Below are 25,176 nucleotides of genomic sequence, written 5' to 3' on the forward strand. Positions count from 1 at the left end.
GGGCCCGGGTCAGGACCACCCACCTCACCGGCATAAGCTGAGATGGTGCAGTTTTCTCTTTGGCTGGCCCTGGTTGGCGCCGGCACCCTGATCAGTTTCACTCCCGGCGCCGGCGCTATCTTCACCATGAGCAACTCGCTCAATTCAGGCTTCCGCCGCTCCATCTGGGGCATCCTCGGCCAGCAGGTGGCCTTGGTCATCCACATTGTGATCGTGGCCCTCGGCGTTGGCGTGCTGGTCTCCAACTCGCCTGTGATCTTCAACATCATCAGGTACGCGGGCGCGGCCTACCTCGTGTACCTGGGCATCCGGCAGTTCCTGCACAAGCCCGATCTGGACAAGGAGGAAGTCGCCAGCAAGAAGAACGAGTCCGGCCTGTCCATGTTCCAGCGCGGCATCTGGGTGAACCTGCTGAACCCCAAGGCGATCGTGTTCTTCCTTGCCTTCATGCCGCAATTCATCAGGCCAGAGGAGCCGCTGCTCCAGCAATATGCAGTGCTGACCGCCACGATTCTGTTCATCGACATCATGGTCATGTGGTTCTTCTTCGCTCTTGCAGCACGTTCATTCCAGCGCTTCACCCACGATGAGCGTGGCCAGAAGGTCCTTAACCGTGTATTCGGCTGCTTGTTTGTCCTAGTGGGCATCCTGCTCGCAACCATCCACTAACCGAGCCAAAAAGCCCCGGGGCACTAACTCAGGGACGTAGATCCCCGAACCACCAGCGAGCTTTCCAGCGTCACATGGGGCTCCTCCAGCACCAGGCCTTCCATGAGCCTGCGAAGCTGCTCCCCCGCCTTAAGTCCCAGCGGGGTCGCCGGCAGGTGCACGCTCGTCAGGCTGGGATTGCTGGTGGCCGAATAGGGGAGATCGTCGAAGCCCGCCACAGCCAATTCGGCCGGGATCCGGACACCCGCCACGCGCGCTTCCTGGAGCACGCCGTAAGCGTGGGTGTCGGTACCGCATACGACGGCGGTCACCCCCTCGCGCTGCCACTGCGGCCATGCGTCGGCGAACGCGGCGGCGGCAGCACCGACGTCGATCGCGGTACTGATGACATGCCCATCGGCCACCAAAAGCCCGCACGCGGCGGCTTCCTCGAGGAAAGCTTCCCTGCGGAGGTGGAAAGTGGTGGTGCCGGTAATGCCGTCCACGTAGGCGGCGCGGGTATGTCCGGACGCTGCGAGGTGCCGGGCCAACTCACGCGCGCCGTGGGCGACGTCGAGGTTTACAGACGGCGCGAAGGAATCCAGCCCCGGCGCGTCAAGGAGCACCAGCGGTCCGGCCGCGGACAGGTCCTCCAGGAACTCAGCGCTGGGGGCGCCTACCAGCAGGCCGGCCGGGCGGAGTGCCAACAACTTGCGGACGTCGTCGGCCTGCGGCGACTCGCCCGCGTCCGTCACCGAAAGCAACAACTGATACTCGGGCCCCAGGGATTCCCGAACGCCCGCGATCACATTGGCGAAGAAGGGGTTGGAGACATCGGGCGTCACCAGGATCACGATTGAGCTGACTCCGCGGGCCAGCGAACTCCCGATGCTGTCCACCACATAGCCAAGCTCGGCGATGGCGGACCGGACCCGCGAGATGTTGTCCTCGGATACCCGCCCCTGCGTCTTACCGTTGGCCACCAATGAGACGGTGGCAGTGGAAACCCCGGCCCGGGCAGCCACCATCGCAGCCGTCACACGGGGCGCGCGGGCGTTCCGCCGATCCAAGGTATCCATGCATCGATCGTAGCGTCGTTGCAGCACGAACAACTGCCCCAAGGCATCAAACGCTTAACGCAGTTCACGTTAAGCGTTTGACGTGACCCATAAAGCAGTGCCAGAATTCCTCTGAATGCTTACCGCCCTGCTGCGGGCAAGAACCTGGCAGGCCCCAATGACGTGGAGAGAAAACGTGGACCCCAATCCCATCACAACACGCAAGAAGATCATTCTTGACTGCGACCCCGGCCATGACGACGCAGTGGCGTTGCTGCTGGCCCACGGCAACCCCGACATCGAGCTCCTCGCAGTGACAACCGTGGTGGGCAACCAGACCCTCGAAAAGGTCACGCGCAACGCCCTCTCGGTAGCCACGATCGCTGGCATCACCGGCGTTCCCTTCGCAGCGGGCTGTGACCGCCCCTTGGTCCGCACCATCGAGACTGCCCCGAGCATCCACGGCGATTCGGGCATGGACGGGCCCGAGCAGCCCGAGTCCGCCATCGAGCTGGACCCGCGTCACGCCGTCGACCTCATCATTGAAACTGTCATGGCGCATGAGCCGGGCACGGTCACCTTGGTCCCCACAGCGGGCCTCACCAACATCGCGATGGCCGCCCGCAAGGAGCCGCGGATCGTTGAGCGCGTCAAGGAAGTTGTCCTCATGGGCGGCGGCTACCACGTGGGCAACTGGAGTGCCGTTGCCGAGTTCAACATCATCATCGACCCCGAGGCCGCCCACATCGTCTTCAACGAAAAGTGGCCTGTTGTGATGGTTGGCCTGGACCTCACGCACCAAGCATTGGCCACGGACGAGGTTGTGGACCGGATCGCAGGCATCGGCACCAAGCCGGCCAAGTTCGTCCTGGAACTGATGGAATTCTTCAAGAAGACCTACAAGGACGCCCAGGGCTTTGACTACCCGCCTGTCCACGATCCGTGCGCGGTGGCCTACGTCATCGACCCCAGCGTGATGACCACACGCAAGGTGCCCGTGGACATCGAGCTGCAGGGCAAGCTCACCCTAGGCATGACCGTTGCGGACTTCCGCGCACCCGCCCCGGAGGACTGCCACACGTCCGTGGCCGTTGACCTGGACCACAAGAAGTTCTGGGATTTGGTCACCGATGCGATCGAACGGATTGGCGAACCAACGCACGACGCCGGCGCTAACGCCACCGAGACCGTCGCTGCAGGAGAGGCCAAGTAATGTCCATCCCCGCAGAAACCAAATCCACGCGCGGCAACGTCACGGCCCTCATGGTCGCCCTGCTGGCAGCCTGCGTTGCCTTCCAGCTCAACGCTTCCATGCTCAGCCCCGCCTTGGTCACCATGGGCAATGAGCTCCAGACCGACCAAGCCACTATCGGCCTCTCACAGACCTGGTTCTTCACGGCCGCAGCCCTGTTCTCCCTCTTCCTCCCCCGCCTCAGCGACATCGTGGGCCGCAAGAAAATCCTCGTAGGCATGATGCTCCTGATGGCTATTGGGTCAGTCATCGCCGCCCTCGCACCGGATGTCACCTGGCTCTTCGTGGGCCGGATCATCCAAGGCGTCAGCGGACCCACCGTCCCGCTCTGCCTCATCATGCTCCGCTCAGCAGTGAGCAATCCCCGCAAGTACGGCACCCTGATGGGCCTCATCACGGCGGTCAATGGTGGCGTGGCTGGAGTCGACTCGTTCGTGGGTGGCTATTTTGCCGAGAACTTCGGCTTCCGCAGCATCTTCTGGCTCATGGTTGCCTTGGCGCTCGTGGCTACGGTTCTGATCGCCGTCCTGGCCGGCGAAAGCAAGCCCGCCGCCGGAACCACCATGGACTGGCTGGGCGTCTTCTTCATCGTTATCGCCGTGGGCGCACTGCTGACAGCACTGAACGAAGGCTCCAAGCTGGCCACGGCCTTCGACGCCGCCACCTTGACCCTCGCAGCCGCCCTCATCCTGGTTGCCGCCGTCGCATTCTTTTCGTTCTGGACCGTGGAGAAGCGCGCCAAGCAGCCCATGGTGGAAACGGTGCACCTGCGCCAGCGCTCCACCTGGGCCCCGCTGCTGACCACTACCCTCACCATGACCGGCATCTTCGCGGTGATCAATGGGATCGTCCCGGCTTACGTCCAGGCGGCTGATCCGGGCTTCGGCGTGGGCCCCACCGAGATGTCGCTCATTATCTTGACACCGTACGCACTGCTGGGCTGGGTCTTCGGGCCCATCAGCGGCCGGCTCGCCCCGGTCCTCGGCTACACGAAGGTCCTTCGCATCGGCCTGGTGGGCAGCCTCGTGGCACTGGCCATCATCGCGTTCTTCGGCCTCAACAGCCTGCCCTTGATGATCGTGGGCACGGCCTTGCTGGGCATCATGTACGCCGGTACCGTCAACATCATGCTGAACGGACTGGGCGTGGTCCTCTCGCCGCAGGGCAACCCCGGCTTCCTCCCCGGAATGAACGCGGGCGCCTTTAACCTCGGCGCCGGCCTGAGCTTCCTGGTCCTGCCTGCCGTCCTCGTTGCGACCTCCACACTGGGTGACGCGAAGGGGTCCTACCTCACCGTTGTCGCGGTGGGCCTCGCTATCACCCTGGCCGCCTTCGCAGCCTCGCTGCTGATTCCCAAGCCCGTGGATGCCGAAGTCACCGACGCCTCAGAAATGAAGGTTCCCGCATGAGCAGGGAAACCAGCGCGCCCAGGGCCGGGATCGTCGTCGTCGGCTCCCTGAACGCCGATCTGACCATCTACTGCGACCGCCTTCCCAACCCGGGCGAGACGGTCCACGGAAATGGTTTTGCCGTCAATCCCGGCGGGAAGAGTGCCAATCAGGCGGTTGCCGCCAGCAAGCTCGGCGGGCAGGTCAGCCTGGTGGGCGCAGTGGGCGATGACGCCAACGGCACCATGCTCCTGGACTCCACCGCCAGCGCAGGCGTGGACGTCACCCGGGTCCGCCGCTCGGACTCTGCCACCGGCGTAGCGGTCATCTCGGTGGATGCCAGCGGTGAGAACAGCATCATCATTTCGGCCGGGGCTAATGGCACACTGACTCCGGCGGACGTGCGTGCGGCGGAGGACGTCTTCGAAGAAGCCGCGGTGGTCTGCCTCTGCCTTGAGGTGGGGATCGACACCGTGATTGCCGCTGCGCAAGCGGGGCACGACGCCGGCGCTACCGTCGTGTTGAACCTCTCGCCTTACGCAGAGGTGCCGGAGGTTCTGGCGGAGTTGAGCGATGTGCTGCTGGTCAATGCGCATGAGGCCTCACTGTTCCTGGGAAGTGAAGCCGACGTTCCCGACGCCGACGCAGAGGCCGAAGCATGGGAGCCTGTCCGGAGCCAGTTTGCCGACCGGGGTTTGCAGCGCGTACTCGTAACCCTGGGCGCCCACGGCTCTGTCGTGTTGGATTCGCTGGCCCGGGGTGCTCAGGACCAGATCACGCGCATCGCCCCTACCCGCGTCTCGGCCGTGGACACCACGGGTGCCGGTGACGCTTTCACGGGAGCCGTGGCTGCCCGTCTGGCCGCGGGCGAATCCCTCGTCGACGCCGCAGGGTTCGCTTCAGTGGCTGCCGCGCTGGCCGCCACGAAGAAGGGTACCCAGGCCGCCTACGCGAGCCGTGAAGAAGTCGAGGCTGCGCGCACGTCCTAACCCAGCGCGGCACCCAACTAATATGTAGTTTCGTTTGTCAATGGGCGTGGGGAAGCGATCCCGGGTTGGTTCCGGGGTCGCTTCCTTTTTGGTCCGGGGGTGTGCTTGTGTTCGGGGGGTCCAGCGTGTCGTTGGCGACGGCGTGGTCAGACTAATATGTAGTTTCGTTTGTCAATGGGCGTGGGGAAGCGATCCCGGGTTGGTTCCGGGGTCGCTTCCTTTTTGGTCCGGGGGTGTGCTTGTGTTCGGGGGGTCCAGCGTGTCGTTGGCGACGGCGTGGTCAGACTAATATGCGCGGGTTGATTACCGCAGGACGAGGTGTCCGGCCTGGAGATTATCGCTTCTCTAGGGATCGGGCGTGGCCTTGATGGTTGCCCATAGTTGGGTCGCGGGTTGCTCCAAGCGCTGCCGGTGTAACCGGTGGTCCCCTCCTTTTGTGCGGGTGCTCCCCCGGACGTTTAGAGGTTTTGGTGTTGCGTTGTCCGTTGGGCTTCACTGGCCAGTGACCAGCACCACCCGGCAAGTTCGCGGGCGATCGCGACATCGGCGATCACGGGACGTTTCCGGTGTTCCTGGTAAACGAGCCAGCGTTCGTGGAGGCGTTTGTTGCCGGCTTTGCCACGGGCTCTTGCCCAGGGGGTTGCCGCTTCCCAACGGGACAGCAGCTCTTTGGAGGGGTGGGTGTAGGCGCGGCGGTGGTGCCAGGCCGCTTCGACCAGGAGCCTGCGGGCGTGGGTGTTGCCTGTTTTCGTGATGGATCCCTGGGAGCGGTGCCCGCCAGATGAACTCTCGCTGGGAACGAGTCCGAGATACGCGCCTATCGTCGAGCCGGTAAAGCGGGTCCAGTCGCCGATTTCGACGGCCAGACCGAACGCTGTCAGCGTGGAGACACCCCGCAAGCACTCCAAAGAGCGCACCACGGGAGTGTATTCGCTGTCATAGGCCATGGTCCGGATGGCTTGATCGGCCCTGTCACGGCGGACAAGTGTTTCAATGACGGACTCCACGGCGAGGTCGTAGGCCAGTTGCAGTGCCGGTGAGTCAAAGTTCTGGGAGTAGAGCCAGGACAAGTGCTCATGGGTCCAGGTTCTGCCGCCGGTGTAGTGGATGCCTTGGCGCAGCAGGAGTTTGGAAACCCGGTGCCGGGCGCGCATCAGATCACCACGGATATCCTCGCGGGCACGGACCAAGTCCCGGGCAGCTTCCTGAGAGGGGCTCGGGACCGTGACCTCGGTGATCTGGTCCAGTTTCAACAACCGGGCCAGATGCAAGGCATCGTTGCGGTCTGTTTTGACCCTGTCCCCGGGCGGGCGTTGGAGTTTCGAGGGAGCCGCGACCAGACACTCGATCCCAGCAGCCAGCAAAGCCCTTGCCAGCGGAAAACCGGTAGGACCGGCCTCATACACCACCTGGCACGGGCCCGGCAGTGTCTTGATCCATCCCAGAATCTCCTGATGGTCCGGCGTCAGCCGTGCCCGGGAAATCTCGCCGGTCTGACCATCAATCGCGCACGCGACGACAGTCAAAGCGTGGACATCCAAGCCCACATGAGTACGCTCAAACATAGCTGGAACCTCCAAACTTCAAATGTGGCTCTACCCCCCTAAAACGAGTCTGGGGCAACCCACGGGATGCTTTGAAGAGAAGGTTCCAGCCCCACACCCATAGCCCTGGCCCGCCGGAACCCCCACCCCACACGTCCTTCTGATACGGGCCAGACCCGGCCGGGCAAGGCTCCGGAGCGCCATCAACAAACAAACCCCCCGAAGGCCCGCCCAAAGCTGGCGCTCCGAAACCTTGCCCGGCGACAATCGCCCCCTCAGAAGGAAACCAACCAGCCAAACCGCAGCCAGCCCATACATATCGTCTAGGTCGCAGTTAAGCGCGTTTTGCGGGCTCAAAACGCGCTTAACTGCGACCTAGTTGGGTTAACGGGACTTGCGGGATGCGCGTTGGGCCGAGCGCTCCACCGCCCTGCGGCTGAGGGCGCCGTGGCCGGCCATGAGCTTTGGGACCACAACGTAGACCGCCGCCGGGACCACAAGCGCCGTCAGCAGGAGTGCCCGCAGGACAGGATGCCAAGGCTCCATGAGGGGACCGAGCAGCAACATCCCGAGGGAGACCAGGGGGAAGATCGCGAGCCAGGTGATCAGTGCCCTCGTGTGAACGGACGGCACTTTCGGGCGGGCCGGGACTGCGGGTGATGTGGACTGGGCGGCGATTTCAGACGTTGTTTGGGCTGCCATGGCATTCTCCAACCAGATAGTTGCAATTAGCTTTGTCTCACAATAACCACACTCGCCAGCAATTACAACTACCTAGTTGGGAAATGGTAATCTGGTACTTATGGCATGGGACACAGAGCGCACCAAGTCGCTGCTGCTTGAGGCTGCGACGTCCGAGTTTTGCACGCGCGGACTTGCTGGGGCCCGCATTGATCGCATCGCCGCAGAGGCGGGCGTCAACAAAGAACGCATCTACCAGTACTTCGGCAACAAGAACGGCCTTTTTGACGCGGTTATCGTGGCCGCTCTCAGCTCCCTCATGGACCAAGTTCCCATCCAGGGAAAGGGTCCAGAGGCCATGGCTGACTACGCAGGCCGGCTCTTTGACCACCACCAAAAAGATGCGACGGCGCCGCGCCTCCTCTTCTGGGAAGGCCTGGAACGCGGCACTGAAGTTGTGGGCCTGCCCAAACGAATGGCCAACTGCGCGTCCAAGGTCAACAGCACCATTGCAGCCCTGCCCGGAATATCCAAGGAAGACGCCGGCGATCTCCTCATCACCATCGTGAGTCTTTGCGATGCCGCCCCCGTGCTGCCCGCACTCGATGGACTCATGGCAGGGAACAACCCCGGCCGCCTCGAAAGGCGACGCGCCGCCGTCGTACGCACCGTCTACCTGGCTGCCTCCGCGCTGGCCGCCGAAGCCGCGAGCGCAGACACGGCGCCCACTCCAGCGCTCCAGTAGCCCTTTCGCAGCCCGCCCAATACACCCTGTGACAGCCTTGACAGGAAAAGTGACTTTGTTGTGAAGTCGCCCCTAGCCAAGAGGGGGTGCCATCAACCATGCTTGCTGCATGTACTCAACGACGAGCCCATACCGCATCATCACGGTCTGCACTGGAAACATCTGCCGCTCGCCTATGGCAGCGCTCATGCTTACCGAAGCCTTCGAAGCGGAAGGGCTCGGCAAGCTGGTAGTGGTCGACTCAGCGGGCACCACCGGGTACGAGGTTGGGCACCCCATCGATCCCCGCGCGGCCCGCAAACTGACGGCCCACCACATCGCCTCCGAGGACCACGTCGCCCGCCAGTGGAGGCGCGAGTGGTTCGCTGAGCGGGATCTCATCCTGGCATTGGACGTCGATCATTTCGGCTGGCTCCAGGAGGGTGCCCCGGATCGTGAATCGTTGGCCAAGGTCCGGATGCTGCGCAGCTTCGATCCAATGATGGCCGGGCGCAGCTCCCTGGATTTGGGCATCGAGGATCCTTGGTACGGCGGCCACACAGACTTCGACAACACCTGGACCCTCATCAAAGCCGCTGTTCCCGGCATCGTGCGGCACGTGGGAGCCGCGATTGCGGAAGACTCCGGGCGTAGCGCCAACGACGCCCGAAACGAAGCCACCGAGCACCAGCAGGTAACCTCTATGTCATGACCCCTGCACCCGTGATCATCGCCGTGGACGGGCGGTCCGGCGCGGGCAAGACCACGCTGGCCGTCGAGTTGGCGGCCCGTCTTCGGGAGCACCACAAGGTTTCCCTTTTCCACCTTGAAGACATCTATCCCGGGTGGAACGGCCTGGCAACAGGCATCGAAAGGTACGTCGCAACGGTGCTGACGCCCTTGAGCCAAGGGGAAGCAGCGGAGTGGGTCAGCTGGGATTGGGAAAAGCATTACGACGGCGCGCTGCATGTAACGCTGCCAGCCGAAATCGTGATCGTCGAGGGTGTTGGAGCAGCAGCAAACGCCGCGCGCCCCATGCTGGACGCCGTCGTTTGGGTCGAATCCCCCGGTGACGATCGCCGTCGTCGGGCGTTGGCGCGCGACGGAGACACCTACGAGCCATACTGGGACACATGGGCTGCCCAGGAAGACGTCTGGCTGGACTCGGACCCTGTCATGGGCGCCGCAGACATCCGCGTCCAAAACCTCGCGGATGGCAACGCCCCGGACGACGTCCTGCAGGCCATGCGATACCTGCCGTCGCTGGCAGCGATCCTCTCGCCCGAACTGAGCGCGCGTCGAGGCCTGCAGCTCCGGTCCGAAATGATCAGCGCCGCACCTGACGCCGAAGCGCTGTTTCAGAGCCTTTACGGCTCCTCGACCAACGCTGTCTGGTTGGATTCCTCCAACGCGTCCGTGGTTTCAGGGACATCCCAGGCTGCGGGCCGCAGCCGCTTCAGCATCTTGGCGGACGACGGCGGCACGTTCGGCCAGTCCGTCCAACACCGCGGGGGAACCACCCACGTGACCGCCGGAACAGCCACGGTGGAAACCTCCGGCCCGTTCTTCCGCTGGCTCGATTCTGTGTGGGGACGCCGGGCCGTGCGAGCACCCCGCGGCTACGATTGCCAGTTCACGCTCGGCTGGCTGGGCTACCTGGGCTACGAGCTCAAACGTGAAACCGGAGGCAACGACGTCCAGGCCGACACCCCGGACGCCGCCCTGCTCTTCGCTGGGCGGGCCGTGGTGCTGGATCATCGCGAGCACACTGTGTGGCTGCTCGCTTTGGTCGCGCCCGACGCCGATGAGTGGTTGCGCGAGGCTCGAGCCGCCGTCGGGGCTGCTTCAGCCGCCCCGGCTTCCGGCGTCGAGCCCGCTTCCGGCGTCGAGCCCGCTTCCGGATCGGCTCCCGAATTTACTTGCCGTGACAGCGCGTCGGACTACAAGCGAAAGATCGCCGACGCCCAGCATGAAATCAGCGAAGGCAACTCGTACGAGGTCTGCCTGACCACCATGCTCGAAGCCGAAGCCGGCGGGATCGACCCGTGGCAGAGCTACCGGGCGTTGCGCCGCCGCAATCCGGCACCCTTCGCCAGCTACCTTCGGTTCGGCCAACTGGTTGTCGCGAGCACCTCGCCTGAACGCTTCCTCCGGATTCTCTCCGACGGCGGCATGCGGGCCGAACCGATCAAGGGGACGCGTGGCCGTTCCGCCGATCCCACGGAGGACGCCGAGCTGCGCCGCGACCTGGAGACCTCGCTGAAGGACCGCGCCGAAAACATCATGATCGTGGACCTGCTGCGCAATGACCTGAGCCACTTCGCCATTCCGGGCTCGGTGACGGTCAGCCGGTTGTGCGCGATCGAAAGCTACGCCACAGTCCATCAAATGGTGAGCACCGTGGACGCGCACCTTCGCCCGGGGGCTCCGCGCGCAGAGGCCCTGGCTGCCGCCTTCCCGGCGGGCTCAATGACCGGGGCGCCGAAGATCAGCACCATGGACATCCTTGACCAGCTTGAGGCCGGTCCGCGCGGCATCTATTCAGGCGCAATCGGTTACTTCTCGCTGAACGCTGCCACGGACCTGGCCGTCGTGATCCGTACCTTGGTGGTGAATCCCGACGGCGACGGCAGGCGCACGCTTAGCTTGGGCATCGGAGGGGCAATCACCGCGGATTCGGTGGCCGATGACGAGTATGAAGAGATCCGGACCAAGGCTTTTGGTGTGTTATCCACCCTGGGCGCTGACTTCCCCGGCTGAGGACTATTGGAGCGTCGCCGTCAACCTCGCGACGTTATCCACATACTTGGCCAAAGGGGGTCTATCCATCCAGTCATCCAACGTAAGCTCACGGGATACCTCGCGATACGTGGACTCCACGGCTCGCATGAGGTTCACGGTTTCGGCGCCCAGGAGCATCACCGAAACCTCCATGTTCAGGGAGAAGGAGCGCATGTCCATATTGCTGGAACCAAGAACCGCAACCTCGTCGTCAATAGTGAAGTGCTTGGCGTGGAGTACGTACGGCGCACGGTACAGGTAGATGCGGACACCTGCTTCCAACAGTGCTTCGTAGTAGGACTGTTGGGCGTGGTGGACAAGGAACTGGTCACCCTTCTCGGAGACGAAGAGCTCCACATCCACGCCGCGCTGGGCAGCGGTAGTGATGGCATAGAGCAGGGAGTCATCAGGCACGAAGTACGGGCTGCAGATGGAGATCCTGTGCTGCGCCGAGTAGATCAGCGTGTTGAACAGGCGCAGGTTGTTCTCCGTCGCGAACCCTGGCCCGCTCGGGACCACCTGGGCCGTGACCTGTCCCGGGGAGGGTCGGGCGGGAAGGCGCAGCTGGCTCTCGAGTGATTCATCGGTTTCGCTGAGCCAGTCGGTCGCGAAAACTACGTTGAGGGTGGCCACAATCGGCCCTTCAAGCCGGGCCATGAGTTCAACCCATTGACGACCCGCACGGCGATGCTTCGGGTTGTTGTAGGAGGGCTCGATCAGGTTCTGCGAGCCCGTGAAGGCCAGCATCCCGTCGATGACCAGGATCTTGCGGTGGTTCCTGAGATCCGGGCGGCGCCATTGGCCGTGGATGGGCAGCAGCGGCAACATCCGCTTCCACTGGATCTTGCCTGCCTTGAGCCGGCGGACCAAGCGGCGGTAGCCCTTGATGCGCAGCGTTCCGATGTGGTCGAAGAGCAGCCTGACGGTAACACCCCGCTCGGCGGCCTTTTCCAGTTCAGTGAGCAACTCATCCGTTACGAAGTCGCTGCTCATGATGTAGAACTCTGCGTTGACATAGTCCGTAGCGCCCCGGACTGCCTCGGCCATGGCCTTGATGGACTCTTCGTAGCCAGGAATAAGCTCCACCTTGTTGCCATCGACCATGGGCAGCGAGCCAAGGCGGTGGTTCAACTCACCGGCGGACTTCACCCACTCCGGGCCAGGATAGTTGCTTACGGGGTCGGCCAGGTCAGAGGTGACAGCGCGAACACGATGGTTCACTTGTTCCTGCTGCTCACGCCGGCGCTTGGACAAACGGAAATTGCCAAAAAGCAGGAAGAGCACGAACCCAACGGTCGGGACCAGGAAAACAGCCAGAAGCCAGGCCATGGCCGTAGTGGGGCGACGGTTCCCGGGAATGATCCCCAGTAGCACGATGCGCATGATGACTTCCGCAATGGCCCAAGCACCTATAAGCCAGGTCCACTCCGGGCCAATCGGAAACGGAAAAAGCACTACACAACCCCCACGGTCCAAGAACTAACGGTGACCACAGCCTATCCGCCCGCCCTGCAGGAGGGCCGCACTAAGCTGGGAACATGACTTCTCCTGCCCCCACGGTCCTCGTTTTCTTGGACCCAGCCTTCGAAAACGGCCGCATTGCCGATTCCAGCCAGCCCCAGCTCATGGCTACTGACCTCGGCGCTACCCGTGGCGACGGCGTGTTCGAGTCCCTTCTGGCCGTGCAGGGCAGGGCGCGCAAAGTACAGGCACACCTAAACCGCCTGGGCACTTCCGCGGCGGCCTTGGACTTGGCGATCCCGGAGCAGGATGCTTGGCGGCGGGCAATTGAAACGGCGATCACGGAGTTCCGCACCGTCCATCCCGCTCCGACGCCCGAAGAGGACGAAGTTGTCGTCAAATTGATCGTGACCCGCGGTGTCGAAGGCGCTGCGGGCCCCACGTGCTGGGTCCAGGCTTCGCCCTCACCCGCTGGCAGTCGCCGGCAGCGCGAGACGGGCATCGACGTCGTCCTCCTGGATCGCGGCTTCGACACCGACGCCGGCGAGCGCGCACCGTGGCTGCTGCTGGGCGCCAAGACGCTCTCCTACGCCGTCAACATGGCTGCGCTGCGCTACGCCCACAAGCAGGGCGCCGATGACGCAATCTTCACCTCCACGGATGGCCGCGTTCTTGAGGGGCCGACATCCACTGTGCTGCTGGCCCACCTTGAGACAGTGGACGACGGCGGGGGTTCCGTCAGGACTGTTCGCCGCCTCATCACGCCGCAACTGGATAGCGGCATTCTCCCCGGCACCTCGCAGGGCGCGCTGTTCGCCGCCGCGAAGGCTGCCGGCTGGGAATTGGGCTACGGACCGCTGGTACCTCAGGACCTGTTTCACGCGGATGCCGTTTGGCTTATTTCGAGCATCCGCTTGATCGCGCCCGTGAATCACATCAACGGCCAGGAGATCGGCACCCCCGCTGTCCGGAAGCAGCTCACTGCCGAACTGAATGAGCTGTTTGCCGGGATCGAGTAATTCCGGCCGGCCAGACTGAGGCCCACCCTGCTCCGCTTGGAACTTAGCAGATGACAAGTAGAGTAATTGCTCGCATGACTCATTGATAAGGAACTCTTGGTCTCAGCATTGACCTTCACAAGGGTTCAATCGCGTTCCTTATCCTCCTTGAAATGGGCGTCCGTCATGTGATGAATCTTGTTCTCGTGTTAGTTGGATCACGTCCACCTGGCACCACTTCAAACTTTGCTGGCTAACTTCCCGGAGGGAATATGGGACACAGCTCCCCCACAACAGCCGAGGCATCGGCACCCGAGGCGCAGTCGCAGACTGGCACCGCACAGACAGGACTACGCCGGTCCATGGAGGCCCGGCACCTGGTGATGATTGCCATGGGCGGCGTCATCGGCTCAGGCCTGTTCGTCAGCTCGGGTTACACCATCGCCACTGCGGGCCCCTTGGGCGCCGTTCTCGCGTTCCTCATTGGAGCCGTAGTGGTCTACCTGGTGATGGCATGCCTCGGGGAACTCGCCGTTGCGTTCCCCGTTTCAGGTGCCTTCCACATCTACGCCGCCCGGACCATCGGACCCGCCACGGGCTTCGCCACAGCCTGGCTCTACTGGCTTTGCTGGGCAGTGGCGCTGGGCTCGGAATTTACAGCCGCTGGCCTGCTCATGCAACGCTGGTTCCCGGGCGTCGACGTCTGGATCTGGTGTTTCATTTTCGCCAGCGTCCTGTTCACGCTGAACGCCATTTCATCGCGCGTCTTTGGTGAATCAGAGTTCTGGTTCGCACTCATCAAGGTTGCCGCCGTCGTCGGCCTGATTATTCTGGGCGGCGCCGCTTTGATGGGCTTCCATCCGCTCGCCGCGGGCGACTACCCGTCGCTCACGAGCAACTTCAGCACACCCGAAGGGCTGTTCCCCAACGGCTTCACGGGCGTCTTCGTCACCTGCCTTGCAGTGTTCTACGCCTTCTCGGGATCCGAACTGATCGGTGTCGCCGCGGGCGAAACATCCAATCCCGGCGCCAACATTCCCAAAGCCATGCGGACCACGGTCATCCGTCTCATGATCTTCTTTGTCGGCGCGATTACCGTTATCGCGGCGACCATCCCCTACGAGAAGGTCAGCGTGGACGAAAGCCCGTTCGTCACTGTCTTTTCAATGCTGGGCATTCCTTTCGCTGCGGACATCATGAACTTCGTGATCATCACAGCGTTGTTGTCGGCTGGAAACTGCGGACTTTACTCCTGTGCCCGCATGCTCTTCTCGCTGGCTGACGAAGGACACGCACCCAAGGCATTCAGGAAGCTCACCAAGCGTGGCATCCCGATGATTGCCCTGTGCGTAAGCATGCTCGGTGGCCTTGCTTCGCTGATCAGCAGCATCGTGGCGCCTGCAACCGTGTACCTGGTTCTCGTCTCCATCGCCGGCTTTGCAACTGTGGGCGTGTGGATGTCCATCGTGGCCTCGCACTTCGTGTACCGGCGCACGTTTGTCAGGAACGGCGGCGACCTCAGCACGCTCCCATACAAGGCGCCGTTCTTCCCGCTGGTTCCGATCCTGGCGTTCGCACTGTGCGTTGTGTCCCTGATCGGTATTGCTTTCGACCCCAACCAGGTAGCGGCATTGCTGTTCGGCATCCCGTTCGTAGGGGCCTGCTACGCGTTCTTCTACTTCAAGTACGGACGACGCCGGTCGCTAAAGAAGGCGGTTGGCGTCTAGTAGCTGTGCCTTCCTGACCTTCTTTGGCAGCGAATCAGCCCCTAGGCAACCACTCCAGGTTGCCTAGGGGCTGATGTCGTTTGAAAGTGGGTCAGGAAGCAGCAGGGCTTGCTGAGTTCAGGCTTTGGGTTTGGCCACCCGCACTGGGTGCTCGCTCAGGATGGACAAGCGGTTGAAGGCATTGATCCCAATGGCCGCCATGCACAACACACTGATTTGCTCGTCGTTGTAGTGTTGCCGGGCCCGCTCGAAGAGTTCGGGGCTCGGCCGCGAAGTACTCATGCGGGTGATCTGCTCAGTGATTTCCATGGCGACACGCTCGGCCGGGTCAAAGAGTGCCACTTCCTTATAGACAGCCACCAAGGACAACCGCTGTTCTGTTTCGCCGTATCCCAACGCCCGGCGATGGTGCAGGTCCAGGCAGAACGCGCAGCCGTTGATCTGCGAGGCAAGATAGTTCAGTAGTTCTATGGTCCGACGCGGGACACCTGTGCGGTCGGCTTCCCCAATCACCTGCTGGGCGTAGTGGCCCAGCGTTGCGTAGAGCTCGGGCTGTTGCTTATCCAGATAGCCGGCGAGACGTGCTTTTGTTTCCTGTTCAGGCATGCTTGGAGCCTAGCGCACCGGCCTTGAGTCCAGGCTCCCTGGACGCATCCTCGCGTTCGCGAACCTGGCAGAAGAAAACGCTTCCGCAGATTGCGCATTATCGACTTTTTATGACCGATTCACCACAACACAACAAATGGTACTTGACTACTAGTCACAGCCAACGGATCCCCCTTCCAACACCCATATAAATCGGCTCGCAGTTTCTATTGCGCGCCCATTCCAACAGTGGTTCACTGAGGCGCAGTGATCCCTGCTGGGGCGGGAGAACTCCCTCTCCGTCCGGCAGGACACCCTGTTTTCACTCTGCCGTGAAAGCAGAAATGTTGATGGAGGGCATCATTGTGAGTGCAGTTTCTTCGTCCCAGAATTTCAACCACGGGTTTCCCACGCCCGGACCCCAGAACCCATCTCCGCAGAAGGTGATGGACCACGTATTTTTCCTCAGCCAGGAAGAATGGAAAGACGTCCGCGAGACGGAACAATTCGATCATATTGTCATCGGCAGCGGGTTCTGCGGTTATGCCTTCGCAGAAAGGACGCTGACGATTAACCCCCAAGCGCGGATCCTCGTTATTGAGCGCGGCCCGTTCTTCCTGCCGCAGCATTTCCAGAACCTCCCGTTGCCCTATCGCCAGACCCTGGGCGGGCTTTCTGAAACATTCCCGTGGACGCTGGCTGCCGCCACGGCCAACCAACCTGCGGGCAAGATCTCTTGGCAGCACGGCATGGTTCCCTTCTATGGTGGCCGCTCCATTATGTGGAGTGCCTGGTGTCCGCGCCCTGAGGAGGATGAGATGCGTGGGTGGCCACGTGCCGTCATGGACGCCGCAAAGGCGCACTTCACCACGGCAGAGGATCTTCTGAACGTGGTCAGCGCCGACCAAATCGACGCCGGTGCGTCTGCCGACGTCGTGGATCTCATCAACAACACACGCCCGGTCTACGGGATAATGCAGAAGGCGCTTCAGGACCGGCTGGCAACCGGATTGCACAAGATTGACTCCGCCACCCGCTCCATGCCGGCACCGCTGGCTGCAGCTTCAGGCGCAACCTCAGGCATTGACTTCGCCAAGTTCTCCACGCCGTCGGTGCTCCTTGAACTGTCGGACAGGCAGCAACGCCTGGCAGCGGCAGGCAAGGGATCGCCACTCCGAGTCGTTACAGACTGCACTGTGAACAGCATCATCCAGCAGGATGGACGGGCCACAGCGCTCGATACGAGCCGGGGCGTGGTGAACATTGGCGATGCAAACCTGGTGCTGGCAATGGGCACGCTGCCACCTGCCACACTGGTCCTCAATTCCTTCCCGGAAGTGCCCGGAGTTGGTGAACAGTTCAGCGCCCACTTCATCACGTCTGTCGTGGCAAGGGTCCCTCGCAAGGACTTCGAGTTCAGCGAGGCCCTGGGCGAGTTGGAATTGGCAGCCATCTACATGGCAGGCATGAGTCCTGCTGGCATGCAGTACCACGTGCAGCTCTCAGTGCTTTCGGATCGGAGCCCGGACAAGAACGCCCAGAAGTCCGAGCGTTATGCACCGGACGTCGTCGCCACCGCCTCGCTGGCCCAATTGCAGTCCTCAGAGGACTACTTGGTGTTCGTATGCGCGGTACTGGGCGAACTGGACATCGATAACGCGGAAAACCACCTGCGCTACTCCGGCGGAGCGGACCCCACCAACAACGTGACTCTTCAGGTGCTGGCCAACTCCACGGACGATGCCACGTGGGACACCATGGACGAGGGCACTTTCCAAATGTTGGAACGCGTCCTGTCGCCCGACGGCGCGGATCGCGTGGAGTATTGGCACGGCGACCCGGACACCGGAACCTGGGGTTCGGACAGACCCAGCATTCCCGAGCGCCGCGTCCCGGGACTCGTGCACGAGAGCTCCAGCCTTCCCATCGGTGACGAAGAGGACTCCACCGTAGGCACCGACTACCGCCTCAACGGCGTCGAAAACGTCTATGTCGCGGGCGGTTCGCTGTGGCCTACCGGTGGGTCCTGGAACCCAACCATGACCATGGTTGCGTTGACGCAGGACCTCGCCGAGCGGTTGGAGGCCGACGGCGGCACGGGAGTTGCGCTGTGACCGCGGTTCCGGCCCTGGATCCGGCAGTCCTGCCCACTTTGCCGCCGATGACAGTCGCCGACGTTCTGGACAGGCAGGATGGGGTCTATTGGGTGGTCAAGGACGCCAACTCCGTCTTTCTGTGGGTGAACCAGAACTTCGCCGACCTTGTGGGGATGACCAAGGACCAGTTGATCGGGCATCAGGACTCGCGGGCAGCCCATGTTGCACACGACAAGGAAGTGATGGCCAGTGGAAAGCCCTTGCTCAATTTCCACGAGGTGATCGAAGTTCCGTTGAAGGATGGCGGGACGGTGAACGTGGACATCGTTACCCAAAAAGGGCTCCTTCGGTCGCTGGACACGGGGGCAATCATCGGGATCACTGTCTGCTTCTCACTGGCGGATCCACCCAATGACTGACGTGGATCTGGCAGGCGGAAGCCCGGGCATCCACTCCGCCAGCCGGGACTCCGCCGGCCCGGATGCGAAGGAATGGATCAAGCGGTTGGACATGACGCCGTCGGGCGTTGGCGGCTGGTTCGCGCCGGCAATGGTGAGCGACGAGCTGATCGCGGGCCCGGCGTTGCCACCGCGCTTTGGCAGTGACCATCCGCTGTACAGCTCCAACTGGTACCTGCTGCAGGCGGGGGAAGTCCTCCAATTGCACACCTTGAAGCAGGACGAACTGTGGTTCTTCCATCTGGGCGCACCCATCCGGTTGCACGTCTTTGGGCAGGTTGAAGGCTACTCGTCAACGGTGTTCGGCCCGGATCCGGAGGCTGGTGAGATTCTGCATGGAGCAGCGCCGCATTCCACGTGGTTTGGGGCTGAGTTGGCTGGCGCCGGTTTCGCCCTGGTCAGCTGCAGCCTGTCCCCCGGCTATGAACCGACGGATTCTGCGAAACCCACGAGCGAAGATGTGGAGGCACTCGTGGCGCAGTTCCCCGATCAGGCCGAGTTGATCAGGAGGCTGGCAGCCGGCTAAGGGCCGCCCGGGGTGCGCCCGTTCGATGGCGGGCGCACCCTGTGGGCGGGATGGGAAGTGAGAGAGCAACCGCCCAAAAGCCGTTGGAAGTGAGAGAGCGTCCTAGTCGGCGTCGCGGGCCAGATGGATTCCGTTCTCTGCCAGCCACACCGGGTTGAAGGCCTTGCTCAGGTAGTTCGTTCCGGCGTCGGGCGCTATGGCCACCACTACCGAACCGTGGGGTGCGGCCCGGGCCACACGCAGGGCAGCAGCCACCGCGAGTCCGGACGATGGACCCAGCGCAAGCCCTTCTTCGTCGAGGAGCCGATGCACCGTGGAGTAGACCTCGTCGTTGGGGATACGCAGGAACCGGTCAACAATGGACCGGTCAAAGGCCTTGGGCCATTCAGCCTCGGGCCAGGAATTACCCACGCCGTCCACCAGGATCTCCCCGGGATGTCCACCGCTGTAGGTGGAGCCGTAGGGGTCAGCGCCCACCACTTCAAGGTGTCCGCCCGGCCGCGAGGCCGCAACCTTTTCTTTCAGGAACCGGCCGTTGCCGCTGATGGTCCCACCAGTTCCGATGCCAGCCACGAAATGCGTCACCAAACCGTGGGTCTGCTCCCAGATCTCCGGACCCGTGGTTTGGTAATGCGCGGCAGGATTGGCAGGGTTGTCGAACTGCATGGGCCGCCACGCGCTGGGAGTCCCGGCAGTGATTCGCGCCGCCACGGCGCGGGCGTTCTCGGGGGATTCGGAGGGTGCGCTCCAGTCCGTCAGGACCACGCGCGCACCGTAGCTGTGGAGCGCCGCGAGCTTCTCCTGGGAGATGGTGTCGCCCGTGACCACTACAACGGGATGGCCGGTCAGCCGCCCAATGAGCGCCAGTCCGATCCCGGTATTACCGGAAGTGCTCTCCACAATGGTTGCGCCCGGCTGTAACTCCCCTGAGCGCTCGGCAGCCCGGACCATGCTCAGCGCCGTACGGTCCTTGATGGATCCGCCCGGGTTCTCGGACTCAAGCTTGATGTGGATGGTGCTGCCCAATCCACGGCCCAGGGCTTCCAATTTCACCAGCGGAGTATTGCCCACTTTGTCCAGCACGGAAGCATCCAGCCCGTCCGGCAAACCTGCCGCCGCGTGTATGCCATGTTTGCGGATCGCTGTACTCACGTTGTCCCCTCCTTTTCACCCGTAGCCGGCAATTCCTGCGCCACCACGTCGCGCAACTCACGCCGCGCACGCTCCACCAGGTCCGGAGCCGACGGCCGGTCCGCCAGCACGTCGGCCAGCCGACCCACGACGGCGCCTGTCCCCTTTCCGAGCGGCTGCGCGGCACCTGCTTCGAGCAGCAGATATGACCCCGTCAAGGCCTCGATAGCAAGCAATTTCTCCAAGGCCTCCAACGAGCTTTCGAGTTGCTGCAAAGCCAACGGGGCCAAGGTGGAGTGATCCTCGACGTCGGCCGAGAGGGTGGGTGCCCCGAGCGTCGCCGGCGCTGCCAGGAACTTCAGTTCGGACAGCAGCCCAGCGGCGGAATACCAGAGCAGCCCGGGCAACTCCTCCTGCACAAGGCCTGCGGCCGGCCCGGACGCAGACAGCGCAGCGTCAGAGGACGCAGCCTCCAGGTGCCTCGCCCGGATTGCCCGCTGCGGCGGATACAGCTTGGCGATGCGCCGCTCGCTGGAAATCCCAACGTGCGCCAACGCCAGCCGCAGCCCCTCAAAGGAAAGAGCCAGCTGCATCGGTTGAAAGTTCCCACCGGACACCATCTGCCCGCTTTCGATATCCACCAAAGGGTTGTCGCCGCGCCCGTTCAGCTCCACGTTCAACGCATCGCCGAGCTGTGAAACCAGGGAACGAAAAGCTCCATGCGTCTGGGGCGCAGAACGGAATGACAAAGGATCCTGCACCGATGCTTCGGGACGAACGTCCTCCAACCATCCGCCGCGCAACAGATGACGTACCGCGGCGGCCGAGTCTTTCTGCCCGTCCACCGCTTTGGCCGCCTGGATAGCCGGCGAAAACGGGCTGAGGTTCCCCCCGCCGTCGTACCTTGCGATGGTCTCAAGCGACAGGGAAAGCGCGACGTCGGCGAGTTCCGCCACGTGCTGCAGGCGCACCAATGCCAGGGTCCCGGCGCCTACCGAGTAAGCGTTGGCGCTGACCAGGGCCAGGGCCTCACCGGGCGCGAGCCGCAGGGGCTGGAGACCGGCGTCGGCGAGCGCTTTTGACCCAGGCACCAAAGTGCCATCGGCGTCGAACGCTTCACCCTCACCTATTGCAACGGCGGCGACGGCGGCCAGCTGGGTGAGGTCCGACGAGCCGACTGAGCCTTCGCGCGGAATGGCGGGAAGAACCCCACGGTTGAGCAGTTCCGCATAGAACTGGGCTGTCTCCGGCCGCACTCCGGATCCGCCGCGGCTGAAGCCGATGAGCCGGGCGAGGATCACGGCCCGGGACGAGGGCCGGTCCAGGTAAGCGCCAACGCCACTGTTGTGATACCTGACTACTTGGATTTGGTACGCCAGGACCGACTTCTCCTCCACAGCTGTATCGCGTCCGGATCCGAGGAGGGTATTGAGGCCGTAGATTCTCTCCCCGGACGTCGAAGCCCGCTCCAGCACTTCCCGTGAGCGACCCAGCAAAGACAACGCATCTTGGTTGAGTTTCACGTGAAACGCCGGATCCAGCGCGGCCAGGGCAACGCTTCGGGCGTCCACAGGCGACGTCCCAATCAGCAGGGCCCTGGGCTCGGAGGACATCGTCAGAAGTCCAGGAGGTTTTGGCGGAAGCCGCCGTTGCCGTAACTCTTCCTCAACAGGCCGCGGCGGCGCAGTTCGGGAGTGAGCTTGTCCAACACGCCATGGACGGTCACGGGGTCCACAAAGCCGGAGAAGAGGAAGCCGTCGCCACCCACGGCCTCGCCGGTCTCCTCAAGGTAATCCGCGATTTCACCAACCGTGCCGATGATCGAATCGCCGGCACCACCGCTGCGTGCTTGCAGGATCTGGCGCAGGGTAGACCCCGGGGGCGCTGCCTTCGCGAAGTGTTCCAACGTGCCTTGGTTGCTGTTGGTACTCAGTTCAGGCAACGGCGCATCGAGGTCGAATTGCTTGAAATCGATCACCGAGAGGTAGGAGATCGAGTTGAGCTGGCTGTCGATGTCACGCTGGGTGAGCTCCCGGCGCTGCGCCCGCAACTCCTCGGCCTCGGCTGATGAGCCGACTATGGTGGGCTTCAGCACGAAAAGTACCTTGACGTCATCGGGGTTCCTGCCAGCTTTGGCGGCCTCGGCACGGATGGAATCCCGGTAGGCCTTCATGCCGTCAACGCCCCGCGCCAAGGCGATCGCCACATCCGCGTGCCCACCCGCGAAGGCTTTGCCGCGTGGCGAAGCACCGGCCTGCACCAGCACGGGCTCCTCCGGCAAGGGCGCGGTATTCAACGGGCCCCGGACCTTGAAGAAGTCACCTTGATGGTTGATGGGGTGCACTTTGGTGTGGTCCGCGAACACGCCGGCCTCAACGTCCTCAAGCACAGCGCCAGGTTCCCAGCTCCGCCAGAGCCGCCGGACGACGTCGACGAATTCCTCCGCCTTCTCATATCGCAGGTCGTGCTCGATCTGCTGGTCCAGCCCATAATTCTGCGCCGCAAGGTCGCTGCCGGAGGTAACAACGTTCCAGCCCAGCTGCCCCTCGGAGAAATGCTGGAGCGTAGCCAGGAGGCGGGCCGCCGTGAAGGGAGGATAGAACGATGCACTGACCGTGGGCACGATCCCCAGGTGCTTGGTTGCCGAAAGAAGGTACGGGACCAGCGCCAAGGGATCATGCTTGGGCGCAAAGGAGGCATGCGCCAGTGAAACCTCGGCAGTGCCGCCATAGGTGTCCGGAACAGTGAGGGAATCCTCGATGATGAACAGGTCAAGCCCGGATTGTTCGAAGGCCCGGACGGCCTCTTGATACAGGGCCGGCTTCTTCCAGTCGTAGCCCAGGCTATATCCGGGAGTGCCCCAGCCCTGGACGCCGAAACCGTGCCCCACGAACCATCCAAAATGCAGCATGGGCTTGAGTGTAGAACTGTCTTGTCCGTTCACCGCGACCTGATTTCATGCGAAGTTACAGGGGGTCGTCCTGCGTCAATTATGCTCCCGGGACGTCACATTTGGGCTGGTACCCCAGCACCAGCCGGTTACGCAACATGACGGCTGCGCAACCGCTTGCAAGTGCGGGCTGCAGCCGCGGGATGTTACGTTTTTCTTGAGTAATGAGCACCAGCGCCAAGCCCTGACTTGCTGGTCGGCAACCCTCTCTCCGGCGGGGTGCCTCAGGTGACTACTCGGCGTATCGACACTTCGAACTGCAAGCGTGACTGAGGAGCACCAGCCAATGCCTGAACCCACTGAAGAAAAACTCTCCTACCGCCTGATCACAGGTCCGGATACCCGTGAATTCTGCGAGCGGATCACCGCGGCCCTCGCCGAAGGCTACGTGCTCCACGGCAGCCCGGCCGCCGCCTTCAATGGCACGGATATCATCGTGGCGCAGGCCGTCGTCCTGCCCACTGCCATCGCCAGCGCAGACGCCGCTGTTGCGAATGCCGTTGACCAGTTGGAGAACTACGAAGACGACGAAGCATTCGAGGGACACGCATGAGTTACGCAGGTGACCTGACCCCGCAGGACGCGTGGGCAAAGCTGGAAGAAGGCGCCATCCTGGTGGACGTCCGCACCGAGGGCGAGTGGGCCCACATCGGGATCCCGGACACCAAGGCCACGGAGAACGATCCCCTGTTCATCCAGTGGAACCTCGCCGGCGGCATCCCCAACTCCCGCTTCCTTGAGGAACTGCAGCAGCAGGCGCCCGAGGGCGAGGGCGTGGAACTCGTTTTCATCTGCCGCTCAGGCCAGCGATCCATCTCCGCGGCCATCGCCGCGACGCAGGCTGGCTTTACCGCCTACAACGTGCTCGAAGGCTTCGAAGGCGACCCGGACCGCTACGGGGAACGCACCATCAACGGCTGGAAGAACCGTGGCCTGCCGACCAACCTGGGGACCGACTAAGTGACTTTCAATCCTGATGCCGCCAGTTGGAGCCCTGACACACAGGCAGTACGCGGCGGCCTTGACCGTACCAACTTCCAGGAAACGTCGGAACCCGTTTTCCTGAACTCCGGCTTCGTCTACGAATCCGCTGCCGCCGCCGAACGCGCCTTCACCGGCGAGGACGAACGCTTCGTCTACTCGCGCTACGGCAACCCGTCCGTGGCCACCTTCCAGGAGCGGCTGCGCCTGCTCGAAGGCACCGAGGCATGCTTTGCGACGGCGTCCGGCATGTCCGCGGTCTTCACCGCTTTGGGTGCCCTGTTGGCTGCCGGTGACCGCGTGGTTGCCGCCCGCTCCCTGTTCGGCTCGTGCTTCGTCATCCTCAACGAGATCCTGCCGCGCTGGGGCGTTGAAACAGTGTTCGTCGACGGTCCGGACCTCGAGCAGTGGCGTGCCGCCCTCTCCGAACCGACCACCGCCGTCTTCTTCGAATCGCCCTCGAACCCCATGCAGGAAATCGTGGACATTGCCGCCGTCAGCGAGCTGGCGCATGCCGCAGGGGCGACTGTCGTCGTCGACAATGTCTTTGCCACTCCCCTGCTGCAGCGCTGCGGTGACTTGGGCGCAGACGTCATCGTGTATTCCGGCACCAAGCACATCGATGGCCAGGGACGTGTCCTCGGCGGCGCAATCATGGGCACCAAGGAATTCATCGATGGCCCGGTCAAGCAGTTGATGCGCCACACCGGACCTTCACTCTCCGCGTTCAACGCCTGGGTGTTGACCAAGGGCCTGGAGACCATCGGCTTGCGCGTGAACCACAGCTCGGCCTCCGCTTTGAAAATCGCGGAATGGCTTGAGCAGCAACCTGCCATCAGCTGGGTCAAGTACCCCTTGCTGAAATCGCACCCCCAGTACGAGCTTGCAGCCAAGCAGATGAAGGCCGGCGGTACCGTACTGACCTTCGAGCTGCTGCCCTCTTCCGGGCGTTCCGCCAAGGACGCCGCCTTCGCATTGCTGGACGGCCTGCGCGTCATCGACATCTCGAACAACCTCGGCGACTCCAAGTCCCTCATCACGCACCCGGCCACCACCACCCACCGGGCAATGGGGCCGGAAGGTCGTGCGGCAATTGGACTGAGTGACGGCGTGGTCCGTTTGTCCGTTGGCTTGGAAGATGTAGACGATCTCATCCTGGATCTGGAGAAGGCCCTCAAACAGGTCTAACCTTGCTGCC

23 protein-coding genes and 1 riboswitch are annotated in these 25,176 nt (G+C 63.0%); of the genes, 15 read left to right on the top strand and 8 right to left on the bottom strand.

The features are described 5' to 3' along the window. Positions 1–42 precede the first annotated feature (42 nt). Positions 43–669 (top strand): LysE family transporter, encoded by a 627-nt coding sequence (locus ACZ5G6_RS20745; protein WP_223934683.1) that lies wholly within the window; start codon positions 43–45, stop codon positions 667–669. Positions 670–692: 23 nt separating this feature from the next. Here the strand turns inward: ACZ5G6_RS20745 and ACZ5G6_RS20750 are convergent, their stop codons facing one another. Further along, on the bottom strand, positions 693–1,727 hold the full coding sequence (locus ACZ5G6_RS20750; protein WP_498687791.1) for a LacI family DNA-binding transcriptional regulator: 1,035 nt from the start codon (positions 1,725–1,727) through the stop codon (positions 693–695). Positions 1,728–1,884: 157 nt separating this feature from the next. On the opposite strand from ACZ5G6_RS20750, the gene uriH reads away from it, so the two are divergent. Genes uriH through ACZ5G6_RS20765 form a run of 3 tightly spaced genes read left to right on the top strand, consistent with a single transcriptional unit; the run spans position 1,885 to position 5,335 of the window. Continuing rightward, entirely contained in the window at positions 1,885–2,919 is a 1,035-nt protein-coding gene (gene uriH, locus ACZ5G6_RS20755) for a uridine-preferring nucleoside hydrolase UriH (protein ID WP_498687792.1), read from the top strand. Then, positions 2,919–4,367 (top strand): uridine transporter UriT, encoded by a 1,449-nt coding sequence (uriT, locus tag ACZ5G6_RS20760; RefSeq protein ID WP_498687794.1) that lies wholly within the window; start codon positions 2,919–2,921, stop codon positions 4,365–4,367. Before uriH ends, uriT begins: the two co-directional genes overlap by 1 nt. After that, positions 4,364–5,335, top strand: a complete 972-nt coding sequence (locus tag ACZ5G6_RS20765; RefSeq protein WP_498687796.1) for a ribokinase — start codon at positions 4,364–4,366, stop codon at positions 5,333–5,335. Before uriT ends, ACZ5G6_RS20765 begins: the two co-directional genes overlap by 4 nt. 458 nt (positions 5,336–5,793) lie before the next feature. Here ACZ5G6_RS20765 and ACZ5G6_RS20770 read toward each other — a convergent pair whose 3' ends face one another. Together ACZ5G6_RS20770 and ACZ5G6_RS20775 are read right to left on the bottom strand one after the other, a co-directional pair. Next, positions 5,794–6,900, bottom strand: a complete 1,107-nt coding sequence (locus ACZ5G6_RS20770) for an IS110 family RNA-guided transposase (RefSeq protein WP_498685838.1) — start codon at positions 6,898–6,900, stop codon at positions 5,794–5,796. A gap of 363 nt (positions 6,901–7,263) precedes the next feature. Then, a complete protein-coding gene (locus ACZ5G6_RS20775) occupies positions 7,264–7,581 on the bottom strand; it encodes a hypothetical protein (RefSeq protein WP_498687798.1) in 318 nt (105 codons plus the stop codon). Positions 7,582–7,681: 100 nt separating this feature from the next. Between ACZ5G6_RS20775 and ACZ5G6_RS20780 the strand changes: the two genes are divergently transcribed. From ACZ5G6_RS20780 to pabB, 3 genes are all read left to right on the top strand, one after another. After that, positions 7,682–8,305 (top strand): TetR/AcrR family transcriptional regulator, encoded by a 624-nt coding sequence (locus ACZ5G6_RS20780; RefSeq protein WP_498687800.1) that lies wholly within the window; start codon positions 7,682–7,684, stop codon positions 8,303–8,305. Between the two features lie 187 nt (positions 8,306–8,492). Further along, positions 8,493–8,996 (top strand): arsenate reductase/protein-tyrosine-phosphatase family protein, encoded by a 504-nt coding sequence (locus tag ACZ5G6_RS20785; protein WP_263422336.1) that lies wholly within the window; start codon positions 8,493–8,495, stop codon positions 8,994–8,996. After that, entirely contained in the window at positions 8,993–11,044 is a 2,052-nt protein-coding gene (gene pabB, locus ACZ5G6_RS20790; protein WP_498687803.1) for an aminodeoxychorismate synthase component I, read from the top strand. The genes ACZ5G6_RS20785 and pabB overlap by 4 nt, the downstream gene beginning before the upstream one ends. A 3-nt stretch (positions 11,045–11,047) precedes the next feature. Here pabB and cls read toward each other — a convergent pair whose 3' ends face one another. Continuing rightward, the gene (gene cls / locus ACZ5G6_RS20795) at positions 11,048–12,520 is read right to left on the bottom strand and encodes a cardiolipin synthase (protein ID WP_223934691.1); all 1,473 of its coding nucleotides are present in this window, start codon (positions 12,518–12,520) and stop codon (positions 11,048–11,050) included. 83 nt (positions 12,521–12,603) lie between these two features. Between cls and ACZ5G6_RS20800 the strand changes: the two genes are divergently transcribed. Both ACZ5G6_RS20800 and ACZ5G6_RS20805 read left to right on the top strand, forming a co-directional pair. Continuing rightward, positions 12,604–13,545 (top strand): aminodeoxychorismate lyase, encoded by a 942-nt coding sequence (locus tag ACZ5G6_RS20800; protein WP_223934692.1) that lies wholly within the window; start codon positions 12,604–12,606, stop codon positions 13,543–13,545. 251 nt (positions 13,546–13,796) lie between these two features. Beyond that, positions 13,797–15,251 carry an amino acid permease gene (locus ACZ5G6_RS20805; RefSeq protein ID WP_498687806.1) on the top strand — a complete coding sequence of 485 codons (1,455 nt, stop codon included), beginning with the start codon at positions 13,797–13,799 and terminating at the stop codon, positions 15,249–15,251. Between the two features lie 117 nt (positions 15,252–15,368). On the opposite strand, the gene ACZ5G6_RS20810 is transcribed toward ACZ5G6_RS20805, so the two are convergent. Next, entirely contained in the window at positions 15,369–15,857 is a 489-nt protein-coding gene (locus tag ACZ5G6_RS20810; protein WP_223934694.1) for a carboxymuconolactone decarboxylase family protein, read from the bottom strand. Between the two features lie 425 nt (positions 15,858–16,282). On the opposite strand from ACZ5G6_RS20810, the gene ACZ5G6_RS20815 reads away from it, so the two are divergent. From ACZ5G6_RS20815 to ACZ5G6_RS20825, 3 genes are read left to right on the top strand one after another with little or no spacing between them, the layout of a single operon-like run. After that, positions 16,283–17,950: a GMC oxidoreductase gene (locus ACZ5G6_RS20815; RefSeq protein ID WP_498687808.1), complete on the top strand. Its 1,668-nt coding sequence runs from the start codon at positions 16,283–16,285 to the stop codon at positions 17,948–17,950. Next, the gene (locus ACZ5G6_RS20820; RefSeq protein ID WP_223934696.1) at positions 17,947–18,351 is read left to right on the top strand and encodes a PAS domain-containing protein; all 405 of its coding nucleotides are present in this window, start codon (positions 17,947–17,949) and stop codon (positions 18,349–18,351) included. Before ACZ5G6_RS20815 ends, ACZ5G6_RS20820 begins: the two co-directional genes overlap by 4 nt. Then, a complete protein-coding gene (locus ACZ5G6_RS20825; RefSeq protein WP_498687810.1) occupies positions 18,344–18,916 on the top strand; it encodes a cupin domain-containing protein in 573 nt (190 codons plus the stop codon). The genes ACZ5G6_RS20820 and ACZ5G6_RS20825 overlap by 8 nt, the downstream gene beginning before the upstream one ends. 102 nt (positions 18,917–19,018) lie before the next feature. Here the strand turns inward: ACZ5G6_RS20825 and ACZ5G6_RS20830 are convergent, their stop codons facing one another. The 3 genes from ACZ5G6_RS20830 to ACZ5G6_RS20840 are packed head-to-tail and all read right to left on the bottom strand — an operon-like array spanning position 19,019 to position 22,991. Continuing rightward, the gene (locus ACZ5G6_RS20830) at positions 19,019–20,068 is read right to left on the bottom strand and encodes a PLP-dependent cysteine synthase family protein (protein ID WP_498687812.1); all 1,050 of its coding nucleotides are present in this window, start codon (positions 20,066–20,068) and stop codon (positions 19,019–19,021) included. Next, on the bottom strand, positions 20,065–21,660 hold the full coding sequence (locus ACZ5G6_RS20835; RefSeq protein WP_498687814.1) for an aromatic amino acid ammonia-lyase: 1,596 nt from the start codon (positions 21,658–21,660) through the stop codon (positions 20,065–20,067). Before ACZ5G6_RS20835 ends, ACZ5G6_RS20830 begins: the two co-directional genes overlap by 4 nt. 2 nt (positions 21,661–21,662) lie before the next feature. Next, positions 21,663–22,991 (bottom strand): NtaA/DmoA family FMN-dependent monooxygenase, encoded by a 1,329-nt coding sequence (locus tag ACZ5G6_RS20840; protein ID WP_498687817.1) that lies wholly within the window; start codon positions 22,989–22,991, stop codon positions 21,663–21,665. A 166-nt stretch (positions 22,992–23,157) separates the two neighbouring features. Then, positions 23,158–23,269: riboswitch (SAM riboswitch) on the top strand. A 14-nt stretch (positions 23,270–23,283) separates the two neighbouring features. Here ACZ5G6_RS20840 and ACZ5G6_RS20845 point away from each other — a divergent pair. The 3 genes from ACZ5G6_RS20845 to ACZ5G6_RS20855 are packed head-to-tail and all read left to right on the top strand — an operon-like array spanning position 23,284 to position 25,166. Further along, positions 23,284–23,550: a DUF1737 domain-containing protein gene (locus ACZ5G6_RS20845; RefSeq protein WP_223934701.1), complete on the top strand. Its 267-nt coding sequence runs from the start codon at positions 23,284–23,286 to the stop codon at positions 23,548–23,550. Then, positions 23,547–23,957, top strand: a complete 411-nt coding sequence (locus ACZ5G6_RS20850) for a rhodanese-like domain-containing protein (RefSeq protein ID WP_223934702.1) — start codon at positions 23,547–23,549, stop codon at positions 23,955–23,957. Before ACZ5G6_RS20845 ends, ACZ5G6_RS20850 begins: the two co-directional genes overlap by 4 nt. Next, entirely contained in the window at positions 23,958–25,166 is a 1,209-nt protein-coding gene (locus ACZ5G6_RS20855) for an O-succinylhomoserine sulfhydrylase (RefSeq protein ID WP_223934703.1), read from the top strand. Positions 25,167–25,176: the final 10 nt, after the last annotated feature.

This window comes from Arthrobacter sp. TmtSoilC51 (assembly GCF_055388015.1).